Source organism: Saccharopolyspora sp. NPDC003752 (assembly GCF_053605825.1).
In genome coordinates this window covers 35,430-52,208 of record NZ_JBSGJZ010000008.1, presented here as the reverse complement: position 1 = coordinate 52,208, position 16,779 = coordinate 35,430, and the positions used below count along the sequence as shown (strand labels likewise).

General features: G+C 72.4%; 15 protein-coding genes. 2 read left to right on the top strand and 13 right to left on the bottom strand.

Annotated elements, in window-relative coordinates:
* Positions 1-3: 3 nt before the first annotated feature.
* Positions 4-984 carry an ABC transporter substrate-binding protein gene (locus ACWEV3_RS12755; RefSeq protein WP_452613989.1) on the bottom strand — a complete coding sequence of 327 codons (981 nt, stop codon included), beginning with the start codon at positions 982-984 and terminating at the stop codon, positions 4-6.
* Between the two features lie 167 nt (positions 985-1,151).
* Here ACWEV3_RS12755 and ACWEV3_RS12750 point away from each other — a divergent pair, with 167 nt between their 5' ends.
* Positions 1,152-1,991 (top strand): alpha/beta fold hydrolase, encoded by an 840-nt coding sequence (locus ACWEV3_RS12750; protein WP_452613988.1) that lies wholly within the window; start codon positions 1,152-1,154, stop codon positions 1,989-1,991.
* Positions 1,992-2,006: 15 nt separating this feature from the next.
* Here ACWEV3_RS12750 and ACWEV3_RS12745 read toward each other — a convergent pair whose 3' ends face one another.
* Entirely contained in the window at positions 2,007-2,891 is an 885-nt protein-coding gene (locus ACWEV3_RS12745; RefSeq protein ID WP_452613987.1) for an alpha/beta hydrolase-fold protein, read from the bottom strand.
* Positions 2,892-3,025: 134 nt separating this feature from the next.
* Here ACWEV3_RS12745 and ACWEV3_RS12740 point away from each other — a divergent pair, with 134 nt between their 5' ends.
* Positions 3,026-4,570 (top strand): acetolactate synthase large subunit, encoded by a 1,545-nt coding sequence (locus ACWEV3_RS12740; RefSeq protein WP_452613986.1) that lies wholly within the window; start codon positions 3,026-3,028, stop codon positions 4,568-4,570.
* A gap of 212 nt (positions 4,571-4,782) precedes the next feature.
* Here the strand turns inward: ACWEV3_RS12740 and ACWEV3_RS12735 are convergent, their stop codons facing one another.
* The 11 genes from ACWEV3_RS12735 to ACWEV3_RS12685 form a co-directional block, all read right to left on the bottom strand.
* Positions 4,783-5,433 carry a LuxR C-terminal-related transcriptional regulator gene (locus ACWEV3_RS12735; RefSeq protein WP_452613985.1) on the bottom strand — a complete coding sequence of 217 codons (651 nt, stop codon included), beginning with the start codon at positions 5,431-5,433 and terminating at the stop codon, positions 4,783-4,785.
* 20 nt (positions 5,434-5,453) lie between these two features.
* Complete coding sequence (locus ACWEV3_RS12730) at positions 5,454-6,032, bottom strand: sensor histidine kinase (protein ID WP_452613984.1); 579 nt, start codon at positions 6,030-6,032, stop codon at positions 5,454-5,456.
* A 242-nt stretch (positions 6,033-6,274) separates the two neighbouring features.
* The gene (locus tag ACWEV3_RS12725; RefSeq protein WP_452613983.1) at positions 6,275-7,399 is read right to left on the bottom strand and encodes a glycosyltransferase; all 1,125 of its coding nucleotides are present in this window, start codon (positions 7,397-7,399) and stop codon (positions 6,275-6,277) included.
* The gene (locus ACWEV3_RS12720) at positions 7,396-8,160 is read right to left on the bottom strand and encodes a LuxR C-terminal-related transcriptional regulator (protein ID WP_452613982.1); all 765 of its coding nucleotides are present in this window, start codon (positions 8,158-8,160) and stop codon (positions 7,396-7,398) included. The genes ACWEV3_RS12725 and ACWEV3_RS12720 overlap by 4 nt, the downstream gene beginning before the upstream one ends.
* 38 nt (positions 8,161-8,198) lie before the next feature.
* The gene (locus ACWEV3_RS12715; RefSeq protein WP_452613981.1) at positions 8,199-9,554 is read right to left on the bottom strand and encodes a glycosyltransferase family 2 protein; all 1,356 of its coding nucleotides are present in this window, start codon (positions 9,552-9,554) and stop codon (positions 8,199-8,201) included.
* 28 nt (positions 9,555-9,582) lie between these two features.
* Complete coding sequence (locus tag ACWEV3_RS12710) at positions 9,583-10,791, bottom strand: glycosyl hydrolase family 18 protein (RefSeq protein ID WP_452613980.1); 1,209 nt, start codon at positions 10,789-10,791, stop codon at positions 9,583-9,585.
* Between the two features lie 12 nt (positions 10,792-10,803).
* A complete protein-coding gene (locus ACWEV3_RS12705; protein ID WP_452613979.1) occupies positions 10,804-11,778 on the bottom strand; it encodes an NAD-dependent epimerase/dehydratase family protein in 975 nt (324 codons plus the stop codon).
* On the bottom strand, positions 11,778-12,890 hold the full coding sequence (locus tag ACWEV3_RS12700) for a glycosyltransferase (protein WP_452613978.1): 1,113 nt from the start codon (positions 12,888-12,890) through the stop codon (positions 11,778-11,780). Before ACWEV3_RS12700 ends, ACWEV3_RS12705 begins: the two co-directional genes overlap by 1 nt.
* Before the next feature lie 26 nt (positions 12,891-12,916).
* Positions 12,917-14,242 (bottom strand): sugar transferase, encoded by a 1,326-nt coding sequence (locus tag ACWEV3_RS12695; RefSeq protein WP_452613977.1) that lies wholly within the window; start codon positions 14,240-14,242, stop codon positions 12,917-12,919.
* Positions 14,239-15,462, bottom strand: a complete 1,224-nt coding sequence (locus ACWEV3_RS12690) for an NAD(P)-binding domain-containing protein (protein ID WP_452613976.1) — start codon at positions 15,460-15,462, stop codon at positions 14,239-14,241. The genes ACWEV3_RS12695 and ACWEV3_RS12690 overlap by 4 nt, the downstream gene beginning before the upstream one ends.
* Positions 15,459-16,769, bottom strand: coding sequence for a carboxylate--amine ligase (locus ACWEV3_RS12685; protein WP_452613975.1), 1,311 nt, complete (start codon positions 16,767-16,769; stop codon positions 15,459-15,461). The genes ACWEV3_RS12690 and ACWEV3_RS12685 overlap by 4 nt, the downstream gene beginning before the upstream one ends.
* Positions 16,770-16,779 lie beyond the last annotated feature (10 nt).

Genomic DNA, 16,779 nt, shown 5'->3' with positions numbered 1-16,779 from the left:
CGCTCACGAGGCGTCCACGCCGTAGGCCTCGGCCAGGTCGTCGAGGACCAGGTTGGCGGCCTGCACGCCGATGCCCGACATCCAGGTCTCGTCGGGAACCGGGAACACCCGGTCGTTGCGGACCGCGTTCATCCGGGTCCACAGCGCGCTGGATTCCACGGCCTTCTGCTGGGTCTTCTCCGGCGACACCGCGGTGGTGACGAAAACGGTGTCCGCGTCGGCCATGTCGATGAGCTCGGGGCTGATCTCGTTGTCGAACTCGTCGGCGTTCTGCGACGGCGGCCGGGCCATCCCGGCGTCGGCGAGGACCACGCCCGAGAAGTTCGACTTCTGGTAGAGCCGGATCTTGCCCGCCATGAACCGGGTCACCGACACCGTCGGGGCGGTGCCGCCGTTCTTGGCGATGATGGCGTCGCCGATCCGCTTCGCCCGGGCCTCGTAGGCCTGCAGCGCGGCCTGCGCCTCGGCCTCCTTGCCGAGCGCCGCGGCGTGCACGGCGAGGTTCTGCTTCCAGGGGAAGCCGGTCGTCTCGGTCATCACCGTCGGCGCGATCCGGGACAGCTGGTCGTAGAGGGCGTCGTGGCGGACCCTGCTGGTGAGGATCAGGTCCGGCTTGAGCGAGGCGATCAGCTCCAGCTTCGGCGAGTCCGAAGGGCCGACCAGGGCGGTGCCGCCGAGCTTGTCCCGCAGGTAGGCCGGGAACGCCTCGCCGGTGGACAGGTGCGGCGGGATCGCCGCGACCGGCGTGATCCCCAGCAGCGTCACCGAATCCAGTTCGGCGGTGTCGAGCACGACCACGCGCTCCGGCTTCTCCGGGATGGTCACCTCGCCCTTCGCGGTGGCGATGGTCCGCGGGAAGCCCGCTCCCGGTTCGGCGGCCGGGGCGGCACCGTTCGGCGCGGCACCGCCGCAGGCCGCCGTCAGCGCGACCAGCCCGGCGGCGACCAATGCGCCCGCGGTGCGCATGAATCGTCGTTGGCGCATCTGGGTTTCCTCTCGATCGGGGTTGAACGTCGACACCGCCGACGCGCCCCCCGCGACCGGCGAAACCGCACGAACTTTAATTAGGCAAGCCTTCCCTGATCAAGAGGATGTGTTTCCGGTCCCACTGCTCTATGATCCGCCGTTCGGCGCACCAGTAGAGTGACCGGGTGGCCGAGTACATCCAGATCCCGACTCCTGCCGGGAAGTTCGACGCCCTGACCGCCGGTCCCGAGGACGGCCGCCCGGTGCTGCTGCTGCACGGCTTCCCGGAGGCCGCGGTGCAGTGGAGCGAACAGCTGTCGGTGCTCGGCGGCGCGGAGTGCTTCGCGGTCGCGCCGGACCAGCGCGGCTACTCCCCCGGCGTGCGGCCCGAGAAGGTCGCCGACTACCGGCTGGAGGAGCTCGTCGGCGACGTGCTGGCCATCGCCGAGCACTTCGGCTGGGAGCGCTTCGACCTGGTCGGCCACGACTGGGGCGCGATCGTCGCCTGGGCGACGGCGGCGGAGCACCCGGACCGCGTCCGCACCCTGACGGCCGTGTCGGTGCCGCACCTGGACCCGTTCGGCGAGGCGATGCGCACCGACGAGGACCAGCACCAGCGGTCGGCGTACATGCAGCTGTACCGGTCCTCCACCGCCGAGAAGACCCTGCTCGCCGACAACGCCAAGAAGCTGCGGCAGATCTACTACCCGGGCGTGCCCCAGCACCACGTCGACGACTACGTGCAGCGGTTCACCGAACCGGGCGCGTTGACGGCGGCGCTGAACTGGTACCGCGCGCACCGCTTCGAAAAGCACAAGATCGGCCCGATCACCGTGCCGACGCTGTACGTCTGGAGCACCGAGGACACCGCGATCGGCTCGACGGCGGCGCTGGCCACGGGCGACCACGTCACCGGGCCCTACCGGTTCGAGATGCTGGAGGACGTCTCGCACTGGATCCCGGAGGAGGCCCCGGACACCCTCACCCGCCTGCTCCTCCAGCACCTGGTGGCCCACCAGGCGTGACGGGCTCGCGGACGCTCAGTCCGCGGCGGGCAGGGCGTCGGCGAGGAACTGGACGAACCCGGTGCCGACCGCCTCGAACACCGCGCCCTCGTGGCCGCCGGGCAGGAAGGTGACCACCGGGGTGTTCGGGTACCGCTCGATCAGCCGGTCGATGCCGTCCAGGAACGGGTCCGAGTCGCCGGTCCACACGCCGACCGGCACGCCGCCGAGGTCGTCGAGGCGGCGCAACGGGTCCGCGGCCAGCCACTCCTGCTCGGTGGCGAAGGCCTCCTTCTCCCGCATGCCCTCCCAGCTCACCTGCAGCGCGGGCGCGACCTCCCCGACCGCGGCCACCGGGTGACCCGCCAGGTTGCGGTCCGCCGCGTAGTTCAGCGCGCCGAAGCCGCCGGTGGAGATGCCCGCCACGGCGAACGGCCGGCCGGCGGCGTCGCCCAGGCCGCGCTCGCTCAGCCAGCGCGGCAGCTCCTCCTGGAGCATGGCGGCGAGGTCGCCGTTGGCCGATCCGTCGTTCCAGTACGGGTTGTAGCCGCCGTCGAGGACGGCGAAGCCGAACGCCGGGATCGTGCCTTCGCGGTGCAGCCGTTCGAGCGAGGCCAGCGTGTCGTACGGGATCGGGGTGGGCCGGACGCCGTCGCGGCCGTGCAGGTACAGCACGATCGGCAGGTCCTCAGTGGATTCGAGCCCGCGCGGGTAGGCGAGGTAGAGCTCCACCGGGACGCCGCGGTGCGCGGAGTGCACGTACTCCGTGCGGATGACCGGCATGTCCTGTTCGGACAGTGCGGGCTCGACGGCCGGTGCCGGTGGCGGCGCGTCCGCGACCGGCGGCGCCGCACAACTGGACATACCCGCGACCAGCAGCACCGACATCAGCAAGCGCCGGGAGATCCGTTCGCGAGCCACGCCACCTCCACCGTCCGGTTGGTCCGGTTCACCAGCCTAACCGCGTTCGTCGCTTGCCCCGGCCGCGGGTGACGGAGAGCATGGCAGCCGAGATCCGTCCACGCGGACGGCAGCGAGATCCTTAGGAGTGGCACGTGAAGGGTTCCGAGAGCCTGCTGGCCACGGCGACCGCGGCCGGCGTCCAGGTCTGCTTCGCCAACCCCGGCACCACAGAGATCCCACTCGTCGAGGCGTTCGACCAGGTCCCCGGCGTGCGCGCGGTTCTCGCGCTGTCCGAGGGCGTGGTGACCGGCGCCGCCGACGGCTACGCGCGCATGACGGGCGTTCCCGCGATGACCCTGCTGCACCTCGGACCGGGGTTCGCCAACGGGATCGCGAACCTGCACAACGCGCGCCGCGCCCGCACGCCCCTGATCAACATCATCGGCGAGCACGCCTCCTGGCACCAGCCCGCCGACGCCCCGCTGTCCAGCGACATCGAGTCGCTGGCCCGGCCGGTGTCGGGCTGGGTCGGCCGCACCACCTCGCCGGCCTCGGCCGCCGCCGAGTTCGCCGAGGCCTACCGGGCGACGCTCGGGCAGCGCCTGCCCGCCACGCTCATCGCCGCCGCCGACCACATGTGGAGCCAGGGCGGCGAGCCCGCCGCCGTCCCGGCCGCACCGGCGAGGCCCGCGGTCGACGACCAGCAGATCGCCGCGATCGCGAAGCTGCTGGCCGGCGGGAGCGGCCGGACCGCGCTGCTGCTGGGCGGGCATGCGCTGAGCGCCGAAGGCATCCGCACCGCCGCGCGGATCGTGGCGACCACGGGCGGCGAAGTCCTGGTCGAGCGCTCGCCCGCGCGCATCGAGCGCGGCCCGGACGTCCCGGCCGTGCGGTCGCTGCCGTACTTCCCGGAAGACGTTCTCCGTTCCCTCGAAGGGTTTTCGCACCTGGTGCTGGTCGGCGCGCGGACCCCCGTGGCGTTCTTCGGCTACCGGGGCATGCCGAGCTTCCCGCTGCCCAACGACCTCAAGGTGCGCACCCTGGCCGACACCGACCAGGACGCCGTCGAGGCGCTGCGCGCGCTGGCCGACGCGACCGGCAGCGCGGCGGCCGAAGTGCCGAGCGCCGAGCGTCCGCAGGTGCAGGCCCCGGAGGGGCCGTTGACGGCGGCGAGCATCGCGGCGGCGATCGTGCTCACCCAGCCCGAGCACGCGATCGTGGTGAACGAGGGCATTTCCTCCGGGGCGGCGTACCCGGCGATCGCCGCCGCCGCACCGCCGCACACCGAGCTGACCAACACCGGCGGCGCGATCGGCATGGGCATGCCGGTGGCCACCGGCGCCGCGGTGGCCTGCCCGGACCGGGCCGTGATCAACTTCCAGGCGGACGGCAGCGCCGCCTACACCGTCCAGGCACTGTGGACGCAAGCCCGCGAGGGCCTCGACGTCACCACGGTGACCTGCGCGAATTCCCGCTACGGGATCCTGGAAGCCGAGCTGCGGCGCGCGGGCGTCGCCGAGCCCGGCCCGGCGGCGGCGAGCATGACCAGCCTCGCGGAGCCCGCGATGGACTGGACGGCGGTGGCGAGCGGTTTCGGCGTGCCCAGCAGCCGGGCGGCCACGGGCGAGGAACTGCTCGCGGCGCTCCGCAAGGCGCACGCCGAGCCGGGCCCCCACCTGATCGAAGCCGTGCTTTGAAACGGCGATCCCATCGGGCTTCTTGCGCTCGCGACGGTGTGCGCGGCTCGTGAGTGCTTGTGGTCGCTAGAGCAGCCATGAGTACTCACGACCCGGGCGAGAGTGCTGGTGGCCGTTGGAACGACCACCAGCACTCACCGAGCACCGGGCGCGGGAACTGACCGCGAGTCCCTTTGGCCCCCAATCCAAAGGGACTCACGGACCCCCAGTGATCAGCCCGCGACGGGCATCCGCTCGTCGTCGAGCAAGCCGTGGCGCATCGCGAACGAGGCCGCCTCCAGCCGGGAGTGCACGCCCAGCTTCGTCAGCACCGACTGCACGTGCGTGCGCACCGTCGTCGGCGCCACCCCGAGCTGCTTCGCCATCGCCGTCGTGTGCGCGCCTTCGACGAGCATCCGCAGGCATTGCCGTTCCCGCGCGGTCAGGTGCGAAGCGAGCCGCCGGGCATCCGTGGTGCCCGCCAGGCGCGGTGCCCGCGCCGCCGCCAGTTCGACGACGACCTCGCCGTCCATGATCCCGCGGATCGCCCCGGCCAGCACCGACAGCCCGCACATCTTGTTCACGTATCCCGCCGCGCCCCTGGCCAGGGCGTCGCGCATGCCCTGCACGTCGCCGTCCGCGGTGAGCACCAGGACCTTGGTGCTCCCGCCCGCGTCGAGGATCTCGCCGATGACGTCGAGTGCGTCGCCGGCGCCGAAGTACCGGTCCAGCAGGCAGATGTCCGGCCGGTGCTCCCGGACCACCTCGACCACCCCGGCCACGTTGTCGGCGGTCCCGACGATGCGGCAGCCGTGCCGCGGCAGCGTCGCTGCCAGCGCGTCGACGAAGATCGCGTGATCGTCGCCGAGTACCAGATCGACCATGTTCGGCGTTCCCCCCCCGCTCAGGCCGCGCAGCCGGACGGGAACACCAGCAGCGCACGGGTGCCCCCGCCCGGTGCCGGCTCGATCCGCAGGTCGGATCCGCAGCGCTGCGCCAGCGCCAGCACGATGCCCAGCCCGAGCGATGACGATCCGCGCGGCCCGCGGCCGAACCCCGGCCCGTCGTCGGTGATCTCGATCCGCACCCCGCCGGGCTCGGCGTGGCGCACCGCCACCTCGACCCGGCCGCCGCGCCCGGCGGCGCGCACCGCGTTGTCCAGCAGGTTCGACGCCATCCGCCACAGCAGCGTCTCGTCGGTGCGCAGCCGGACGCCCTCGTCGGCGTGCAGGGTGATCTCGGCCGTCCCGGACAGCGATTTCACCGCGACGAGCTGGGCCAGCAGTTCGCGCGGCGCGAAGGTCTCCTCACTGCGCTGCGCGGCCCGCAGGTCCACCAGTTCCAGCAGCCGGTCCAGCTCCAGTTCCATCAGCTGCAGCCGGTGCGCCGCGTCGCCCGGCAGCGCCGGGTCGGTACGCAGGCCGTCCGCGAGGTAGGACAGCGTCGCAAGACCGTGCCCGAGATCGTGCAGCAGGCTGTGCAACTCCGCGCCACCTCGCGAGTTCGCCCTCCGCTGGCGCCCGCGCGGTATCGCCGTATCGGCAATCATGTGCACCTCGACTCCTCTCCCCCAACGGCAGTCTTGTGCTATCCGGCAAATCGGATGCCGCGCGCGCAGCGTTGCAGTTGCCGCGAAAAGAGGAGGGTGACTACTCCACGTGCAGCAGGTGCCCGAGGGTCAGGCACGCGGAAGTACTGTTCCCGCGGTAACCCGGCTACGGTCGGTTACCGGGCTCCGTACGCTTCGACGAGCGCTCCGGCCAGCGCCTCGATGCGGTGGCTGCCGTCCACCTTGGCACGGGCCGCCGCGGCGAGCCGGTCGGCGACGCCGGGCGAGTCCAGCAGGTGCGCGATCGCTGCGGCCAGCAGTTCGGGCCGCCCGGGCGGCACCAGCAGCCCGGTCTCGCCGGGCGCCACCACGTCGCCGACCGCGTTGACGGCGGTGGCCACCACCGGCACGCCGCACATCATCGCCTCGACGATCGCCAGCGGCAGCCCCTCGTACCGGCTGGGCAGCGCGAACACGTCGAACGCGGGCAGCAGCTCCGCGACGTCGTCGCGCTCGCCCGCCAGCACCACGCGGGCGCCGCTCGCGGCGACGCACGCGCGCATCGGCTCGGCCAGCTCGCCGTCGCCGATCCACACCCCCACGACGCCGGGCCGGTTCAGCGCGCGCAGCGCCGCGACGAAGTCCTCCGGCGCCTTCTGGTACGTCAGCCGCCCCACCGCGCCGACCACGACGTCGGTCGGTGCCAGCCCCAGCCGCTGCCGGGCGCGCCGCCTTGCCCGCGCGGTGCGCGTCGGCACGTCGTGGTCGACGGCCACCCCGGTGGTGCGGATGCGGTCCGGGGCGAGCAGCCCGCGCCGCAGCGCCTCGACCGCCACGCCGCTGCCCACGCACAGCGCGAGGTCGGTGATCCGGCCGAGGCCGCGTTCGATCTCGACGTAGGCGCGCCGCCGCGCTCCGCTCTGGAATTCGTGGAATCCGAACCCGTGGTAGGTGTGCACGATCCGCCCGACGCCGGCGCGGCGCGCAGCGATGCGGCCCAGCGCGCCGGCCTTGGAGCAGTGGGTGTGCACGACGTCGAAGCGCCGCCGCCTCAGCAGCGTCGTCAGGCGGTGCAGGGCGAGCAGGTCGTGGCCCGGCGAGATCGGCGCGCGCAGCGCGGGTTCGACGATCACCTCCAGCCCGGCGGCCTCCGCGTCCGGCAGCAGGCCGCCGGACCCGGTGATCACCGCGACCTGGTGGGTTGCCGGGTCCAGCGCCTTCGCCCCGCGCAGCGCCAGCACCCCGGCACCGCCCGCCAAGCGGGTGATCACCGTGGCCACCCGCAGCGGCCCGGCGGTCACGATTCACCGTCCAGCTCACCGCGCAGGCCCGCGGCGCGGGCGACGCTGACCGCCTCCAGCTGGCTGTGCACCCGGAGCTTGGCCAGGATGCTGCGCGTGTGCGTGCGGACCGTTTCGGTGGAGATCAGCAGTTCCCCGGCGATCTGCGCGCCCCGCTTGCCGGCGACCATGCCGGCGAGCACGTCCCGCTCGCGGTCGCTGAGCGCGTCCAGCGGGCCGTTGCGCTGCCCCGCCCGCACGACGTCCTCGCGCAGTTCGCGCAGCACCGGGCCGAGCAGGTCCGGCGGGTACCAGCTCTGCCCGCGCCGCACGCCGCGCAGCACCTCGGTCAGGCGTTCGATCCCCCGTTCCTTCGGCACCCACGCGGCCGCGCCGTCCCGGGCGGCTTCGACGGCCTTCCGGACGTCGCGAATCCCGGTCAGCACGACCACTTCCGCGGCCGGCCGGACCTCCTGCAGGCGCCGCACCAGGCGCCCGGCACCGGCCGGCTCCAAGTCGAGCGTGATCACGTCCGGCCGGGACTGCCGCACCAGATCGGGCAGCCGCGGGTCGCCGGTCGGGCAGTGCCCCACGACCCACAGGTCGGGCACCTCGGCCAGCCGGGCGCTGAGCGCCTCGGCCAGCATGAGGTGGTCATCCACCATGAGCAGCCGCACCACGTCCACGCCCCCAGCCTGAACTCCCCGGACCGTCCGGGCCTCCTCCAATCGCACGAAAGCACCCTCCCGCACCCGCATGGCGGTCTGATGGGTGATGTCCACCTTTTCCCCGCACAACGGGGAAAAAGGCCCTTCACGTCTCATCGCGTCGGTGCGGTGCTCGGCGCGGCCGAGCCGACTGGGCGGCGATCCGGGCTGCGCCACCGGCCGGACGAACTGGACAGCCAGGCCGCGGGGATCGCGTACAGCGCGATGCCCGCGTCCAGCACCCGCAGCGCCAGGAAGAAGAAGGCGAACAGCAGGAACCTCGGCTGCCGCTGCAGCACGGCGACGATGCAGGTGAGCAGCAGATCCGGGATCACCACGCCGAAAAGCAGCGTCTCCAGCGACGCGAACCCGGCGACGAAGTCGTGCGCCTCGTGCACCACCGGTATCGCGAGCACGCCGTCGAACACGGCGGGCACGACGAGCACCAGCGCCACCAACGGCAGCAGCACCAGCATGATGCTGCTGGCCAGCATCTCCAGCAGCAGCAACGCCAGCATCGCGGTGAACAGGTTGGTCCGCGGCGGGTGCCGCCGGACCGTCTGCCACAGGCCCAGCGCCCAGCGCTTGCACTGCTTCACGTAGTCCCCGAAGCTGCTCGGGTCCTGCGTGGTCGCCACCGCCGACGGCGTGAAACCGACCTTGCCGAGCCGCTTCTGGTACACCTCGAAGGTCATGTTGAAGTCCTCGATGACCAGCCCCGGCGGGTTGACCTCGATGCGCGGCAGCACCTCGGTGCGGTACATGCTGGCGAAGCCGGGCACGATGTGGGTCGCGTTGACCCGCCGCCAGGTCTGGCCGAACTTCAGCAGGTACTGCGTCATGGTGTAGATCCGCTGCCGGTGGAAGGCCACCAGCTTGCCGACCGGCCCGAGCGCGCGGTCCCGCCACGAGGTCCGGACGCAGCCCGCCACCGCCACCACCGCGGGATCGTCGAACAGCGGCAGCGCCGCCCGGAAGTACCCGGGCTCCACATGCGTGTCGGCGTCCAGCAGCATCACGACCGCGAAGCGGTCGACCAGCCCGAACCGGCGGATCGCCTCCTGCAGCGCGCCGGCCTTGCCGACGTTGCGGGTCGTGCTGATCACGTTCACCCCGGCCGCCTCCGCGAGTTCCACCGTGCGGTCGGTCGAACCGTCGGAGACCACGTGCACGTTCTCCGGCGGCACCAGGGCGGTGATCGCCCGGATGCTGTCGACGATGACGCGTTCCTCGTTGTGCGCGGCCATCAGCACGGCCACGTCGGCGACGCCCAGCCGCACCGGGCGGGCGCGCCGGCGCTGGACGCGGTGGCGGCCCACCAGGAAGTCCTGCTCCGGCGAGGCCACCCCGCCCCGCTGCCGCCACCAGTGCCGCGTCGAGCTCTCGAGCAGGCGCATCAGCCCGATCAGGCCCCACAGCGTGAAGTTGGTCCCGAACACCGCGATGGCCAGCACCCACCAGGGAATCATCCGAATCCTCCACAGCGGACCGACCCGCTCAGCCGTCCAGCGGGAGGCTGTGCTTCAGCTCCCGCCAGGTCTCGGTGTCCTCGTAGCCGAACATCCACAGGTAGACCCCGCGGATGCCAGAGCCGCGCGCCGCCTCGAACTTCGCCTTCGAACTGGCGGCGTTCTCGAACCACACCTCGTGCTCCCGGCCCTGGGCGTCGGTGTAGCGGAACCACGGCGACTGGGTCGGCGCGTCGTAGCCGACCTTCGCCCGGTGCTCGGTGGCCAGCTGGAACGCCTTCAGCCAGGTCACCGCCGTGCCGTGGCCGTCCACCCAGTCGTAGCCGTACAGCGGCACGCCGAGCACGACGCGCTCCGGCGGGATCTGGCTCTTGGCGTAGGCCAGCGTTTCCCGCACCCAGGCGATCGGCGCCACCGGCCCCGGATCCGAGGTCGCCCAGTGGAAGTCGTAGCCCATCAGCCGGACCTCGTCGGCGGCCCGGCCGATCGCGGCGTAGTCCTGCGCCACGTTGCGCTCGTCGTAGCCGGCGTCGGTGGCCTTCGCGAAGACCGCGACCGACAGCGTCTTGCCCTCGTCGTCCATGGCCTTGCCCAGCTCGGTGACGAAGTCGCTGAACACCTGCCGGTCGCCGGCGCGCAGGTTCTCGTAGTCGATGTCGATGCCCGCGTAGTCCTCGCGCTTGACGAGCTCGACGATCTGGGCGATGTGGTCGCGCCGCTTCGCCGGATCGTGCAGCATCCGGGCGACCGGCTCGTAGGCCCAGACGCCGTCGGTGATGTTGGCGATCGACGGCACGATCGGGACGTCGGCCTCGCGCAGCTGCTCGATCCGCCTGGCGACCTCGGCGGTCTGCTCCGGCGGGTACTGGTTGGTCAGCCCGCCGTCCTGCCCCACCCCGTACATCCAGGGCGAGACCTCGTTGACCGCCTTCTGGTTCTGCACCACCATCGACGTGCCGTTGTCGAAGTTCCAGAACGGCAGCGACGCGACGACCAGCGAGCCGGCCGCCGGCGGCGCGCCGCGCGGCGTCACCGTCACCACGACCACCAGCACCGCCACGGCGATCAGCACCAGGAACCACAGGGAGCCGCCGAGGTTCCTGAGGGTCCGGGTGCGGCGAGCTGCGGCCGGACGGTCCGAAGTGGACTTCCTGCGCTCGCCGCCGCGCTGCCGCGCGTTCCCCGCGGGCCAGACCCACTCGACGAGCCAGTGCTTCTTCTCAGTGCTCTGCTTCATCCCGTTCTCGCCTCAAGCAGTCACGGCCTGTCCGGCCCGCATCTGTTCGTCGATCACATCTCGGACGATGTCGTCCAGCGTGCGCTGCGGCTGGAAGCCGATCAGCTCCAGCGCACGGGTGCAGTCCGGCACCCGTCGCTGCATGTCCTCGTGGTCCGGCCCGTACGCCACCTCGTAGGGCACGTGGACGGTGCCGCTGGACGAACCGGTCATCGCGATGATCCGGTCCGCGAGCTCCTCGATGGTCACCTGCTCGGTGCTCCCGAGGTTGATCGCCATGCCCTCCGCGCCGTCCAGCTGCACCAGCCGCATCAGCGCGGGCACCACGTCGGCCACGTGGCAGAAGCAGCGGATCTGCTTGCCGGTGCCGAAGATCGTCACCGGCCGCCCCTGCAACGCCTGCGCGACCAGCCGCGGGATGACCATGCCGTAGCGGCCGCTCTGCCGCGGCCCGACGGTGTTGAACAGCCGCACGATCACCGCCCGCAGCCCGAGCTCACGCACGTAGTTGAAGGTGATGCTCTCGTCGATGGCCTTGGCCTCGGAGTAGGTCCAGCGGGCCTTCAGCGGCGAGCCGATGATCCGGTCGTCGCTCTCGGACAGCCCGATCTTGCCGTTCTTGCCGTAGATCTCGCTGGTGGAGGCGACGAGCACCCGCGCGCCGTGCCGCAGGGCGGCGTCCAGGACGTTCTCGGTGCCGTGGACGTTGGTCAGCAGCCCCTGCAGGGTGCGTTCCTGGATGACGAACGCGCCGACCGCGGCGGCCAGGTGGAACACCACGTCCGCGCCGGCCATCGCCTCGTCCACCAGGGAGGCGTCCAGGATGGTGCCCGGGATCATCCGCAGGTTCGGGTCGCCGACCGGCAGGTTCGCGGTCCGGCCGGTGCTGAGGTCGTCGAGCCCGACCACCTCGTGGCCGTCCGCGAGCAGCCGTTCGACCAGGTGCGAGCCGATGAAACCGGCGGCGCCGGTGACCAGTGCGCGCATCACGACCTCCCCGCGGGCACGGCGTGGCCGCGCCGCTGCCACAGCCGGGTGTACAGGTCGTCGATGCGGTCGGTGACGGCCTCGATGCCGTAGGCCCGGCGGATCGCGGGCTCGTCGGCGCGCGGCCGGGCCGCCAGGATCTCGGAGGCGATCTCCGCGCGCATCCGCTCCGCGTTGCCGGGCACCTGGCGGGCCCGGTCGGTCTCGATGCCTTCCAGGGCCGGGCAGGTGGTGTAGAGCACCGGGATGCCGTTGGCCATCGCCTCCAGCACCGACAGGCCGAAGGTCTCCTGCTCGGAGGAAGCGATGAACAGGTCCAGCGAGGACAGCATCGCGGCGACGTCGTGCCGCTGCCCGGCGAAGATCACGTGCTCGGCGACGCCGTGCTCGCGGGCCAGCGCCTCCAGCCGCGGCCGGTCCGCCCCGTCGCCGACGATCAGCAGCTTGGTCTCCTGGCCCAGCATCGGGGCCATCGCGTCGATCACCAGGTTGAAGCGCTTGTTCGGGTCCAGGCGGCCGAGCACGCCGACCACGTAGGCGCCGTCGCCGATGCCGTGCTCGCGGCGCACCCGGGCGCGCGCGGCCCCGTCGAACTCGACCCGGCCGAAGTCGACGCCGTTGGGGATGACGGTGATCTTGCGCGCCGGCATGCCCCAGTTGCGCAGCCGCTCGGCGACGGTGTCGGACACCGCGATCGTGGCGTCCGAGCACAGGTCGGTGCCCAGGTAGAGCGCCCGCACCCCGAGCGTCATGCGGCGGCGTTCCAGGTGGGTCTCGCCGATGGAGTGCTCCGTGGAGACCACCACCTTGGTGCCGGCCAGCCGGGCCGCGAGCCGCCCGTACACGCACGCCCGGTACAGGTGGGTGTGCACCACGTCGTAGCCGCCGTCGCGGATCACCTCGCGCAGCCGCAGCACGGCGCCGATCTGCGTGTTGCGGGTCATGCCGAGATCGCGCACCCGCACCCCGTCGCCGGTGATCATCCCGGCCACGTCGCCCGGGTTGTACAGCGAGACCACGTCGGCGTCGTGCCTGGTGTGCTGCAGGATCGACCGCAGCTGCAGCTCGGCTCCGCCGACGCCGAGCCCGGTGATCACGTGCAATACCTTCATCACGTTCCCCTCTTCGGATTTCCAGGTCATTTCCCGCACCGGTGCGCGCGCCGGAGGCCGGCCCGCAGGACGATCCCGGCCGTCCGGGCCACGATCACCGCGTCCCACCACGGCGACCAGTACTCGATGTACTGGTTGTCGAACCGCGCCCGGTCCGGGATGGAGGTGTCCCCGTGCAGGCCTTGCACCTGCGCCCAGCCGGTCATGCCACCGCGCACCCGGTGCCGGTCCGCGTAGCGCGGGATCTCGCGCCCGAAGCGCACCGCGTAGTACGGCCGCTCCGGGCGCGGACCGACCAGCGACATGTCGCCGCGCAGGACGTTGATCAGCTGCGGCAGCTCGTCGAGGTGCGTGCCGCGCAGCCAACGGCCGAGCGCGGTGCACTGGTCGGCGGTCACCGCCCAGGTCTCCCCGAGGTCGCCGTCGACGGTGCGGAGCTTGATGACTTCGCTGATCCGGCCGGCCCGCGTCACGCGGACCTGGCGGAAGAACGCCCGGTCCCGGCCGCCGAGGGCGACCAGCGCGGTCAGCACCAGCAGCAGCGGCCCGAACACCAGCAGCATCAGTCCGCTGAGGACGAAGTCGGTGCCGCGCTTGACCAGCTCGCCCGCCCGGCCGTGGCCGAAGCGGCGCAACGGGATCAGCGGCACGCCCCAGAACTCGTCCAGCCCGGCGCGCGGCAGCGCCATGCCCAGCTCGTGCAGGCGCGGCACGACGCACACGTCCGCAGGCAGCGGGCGGGCGGCCCGGATCGCGGTGACCAGATCCGGGCCGTCGCCGCACACCAGAACCCGCGTGATGCGTTGCGCGGCAACGACTTCCGCCAGCTCACCGGGCCGTTCCAGCAGTCGCGTCCGCAACCCGAATTCCGGGTGCTCCGCGGCCATCTCGGCGATCTCCCCGGCCACCGGGTCCGATCCGACGATCAGCGTCGGCTCGCCCAGGATTCCGCGCCGGTACCCGCCGCGCAGCAGCGCGTACAGGCCGCCGCGCGCCACGGCCAGGCCCGCGAACGCCGAGGCGCCGGTCAGGAACACGGCGCCACCAGGCAGCCACGGCAGCAGCACCACCAACGGCACCGCCGCCGCGACCGCGAGCTGCGGCAGCTGGTCCGACACCCGCAGGCAGATACGCAGCCGGTGCTGGCCCTGCGCGGCCAGCCCGGCGAACGCCGCCAGCGCGTATCCCGCGTCGAGCAGCCAGTTCGCCCCGGCTACCGGGATCAGCAGCACCAGCGCGACGAGGTCGACCGCGGGCAGCACCCAGCCCCCGACCTGCCGCCGCACCTGCAGCCCGGGATTGCCGGCCGCGAGCGGCCACGGCTGCGCGACGGCGGGGTCGGTCATGCTCATCCGGCACCTCCGACGGCGATCGGGCGAGCCGTGGTCGCGACGAGCCGGTCGGTGATCATCCGCACCGCGTAGTCGGCGCCGTAGACGAACCGCATGACCGGACCGTGGCTCGGTGCCACCAGCGGCCCGGCGAAGTACAGGCCCGGCACCGACGACTCGAAGTCGCGGCCGACGCGCGGCGTGGCGTCGATGGTGCGGATCGCCGCGCGCAGCCCGGGCGAGAGCATCGGCAGCCTGCTGAGGTCCGGCGGGTAGCCGGTGGCGCTGATGACGTGGTCCGCGGTGAACTCACGCACGCCGCCGCCGACCCGCACCCCGATCCGGACCTGGTCCCCGGTGGCCTTGGCCCAGTCCAGCCGGTGCCCGACGTGCACCGGGAAGCGGCCTTCGACCCGCTCCCGCAGCCACCAGCCGCCGGCCGGCCCGAGCGCGGTGCGCGCCCGGTAGATCCGGGTCGAGCGCGGCAGGTGCCGGAACAGCTTCGGGTGCTCGGAGTAGAACCAGGTCGACAGGCCCGAGCCCAGCCCGGCCTCCGGCTCGCGCATCCGGCTCCACAGCGGACGATCGGGCAGCAGCGGCTTACCGTTCCACGCGATGCCCGGCGCGCGCGCCACCAGCCGCGCGTTGGCACCGCTTTCGTGCAGCAGCGCCGCGGTCTCCAGCGCCGACTGCCCGGCGCCCAGGACGATCACGTCCTGACCGTCGAAGCCGCTCAGGTCGTCGTGCACCGAGCTGTGCGTGGAAATCTCGGCGGGCAGGTCCGCGAGCACGCCCGGCACCCGCGCGAAGTACTCCACGCCGACCGCGACGACCACCTGGCTCGCCTCGACGCGCTCCCCGTCGGCCAGCGTCAGCTCGAAGCGCCCCGGTCGCTGCTCGATGCCGGTGACCAGCTGCTCCTCCACGTCCAAGCCGCGGCCCTGCTGGAACCACTCGCCGTACTCGACGAAGTTCTCCAGCGACACCGGGATGCCGTAGTCCGCGTAGCGGCGCCCGGTCTCCAGGCAGAAGTTGCGCAGCGTGTGGGTGCCGTCCGGGTCGGACAGGTTCGACGCGAAGCCCTGCGACTTCAGGTACATGCCGCGCGGCATGTGCGCGCGCCACAGGTTCATCGGCAACCCGAACTGCCGGAAGGACAGGCCGGTCCGACGCAGGTGTGCGGCCAGCGACAGGCCGTACGGCCCGGCGCCGACGATGGCCACATCGACGAGATCGCTCATCTGTACTCCTCGAACAGCCGCTTCTGGCGGCGTCTTGTCGATTTGCCCGGTGCGCAGTTGCGCCCGGGGACGTACTGGGGCCGGTGCAGCTCCGGATGGCGGGTCCGGCGGCGCCACGGCCGGGCCACCACCCGGCAGACCATCCAGAGCCACATCAGCAAGAACGGCAGCAGGTCGTCGCGCGCGAACCAGGCGGTCTCGTCCACCCCACGCACCGATGACGCCCACGACCGCAACCCGAGCTCGCCGCGCCGCCAGTACCGCACCGCGGCGATCGGGTCGTAGTTCTCCACCAGGAAGCGGCGGCCGACCGGCTGCCGGCCGGCCGGGATCGGCTGCCCGGAGAGGTCCAGGTAGGACGCGAGCGCGACGTCCATCCCCGCGCTGTCGCGGAAGAGCCGGAACTGGGCGCCCAGCCGCGGGTTGAAGTCCAGCAGCTTGTAGCGCCGGTCGCGGGCGTCCCAACGGAAGTCCAGGTCCACGATGCCGTTGAACGCCAACCGCTCCAGCAGCTTCGTGGCCTCCCCCCGCAGTTCTTCGTTCTCGGCGCAGGCGCCGAGGCTGGTCAGCCCGGCGTGCGCCGGGTAGGAGCGCTCCTTGACGCCGGTGAAGGCCGGCAGGCACGCCGCGGCGGCGTCGCAGTAGCCGTGGAAGAACCAGTCATCGCCGGGTCCGCCCGGGATGAACTCCTGCAGCATCAGCCCGCCGACCGCGGCCTCCCCGCAGCGCTCGTAGAGCGCGGCCAGCTCCTCGGCGTCGCCCACGATCGTGGTGCTGCGCACCTTGCCCTTCGTCGTGACCCACGGCTCGGCCAGCTTCGCCACCAGCGGATATCCCACCCGGGCGGCGAAATCCTGCGCCTCGTCCCAGCTGCCGACCAGGCACGCGGCCGCGCACGGCACGTCCAGCTGCCTGCCCAGCTCGTACATCGAGTACTTCCCGGCCAACCGGCGCGGCAGGTCCCGCGGCGGCTGCGCGAACCGGAAGTACGGCCGCAGCGGACCGCCGTGCTCGGCCAGGAAGATCGCGCCCGCGTCGTCGGTGGGGATCAGCACCGACGGCCGGCCGATCCGGTCGGCGAGCTCCACCAGCCCGGTGAGCAGCTCGTCGGTGTCCGCCGGGTCCGGGCTCCACAACCAGCGTCCGCGCAGATAGCGGGAATGCGCCGCCGGGGCGAGGGAATCCTCCTGCACCGCGTACACCGGGACCCCGACCCGGCCGAGGCTGCGGATCACCCCGAGCCCGCCGTGGTGCAGGACGTTCGGGTCGAGCTTGAAGACGACCGCGGGCATGGACGTGTCGAACACCGGCGCCCAC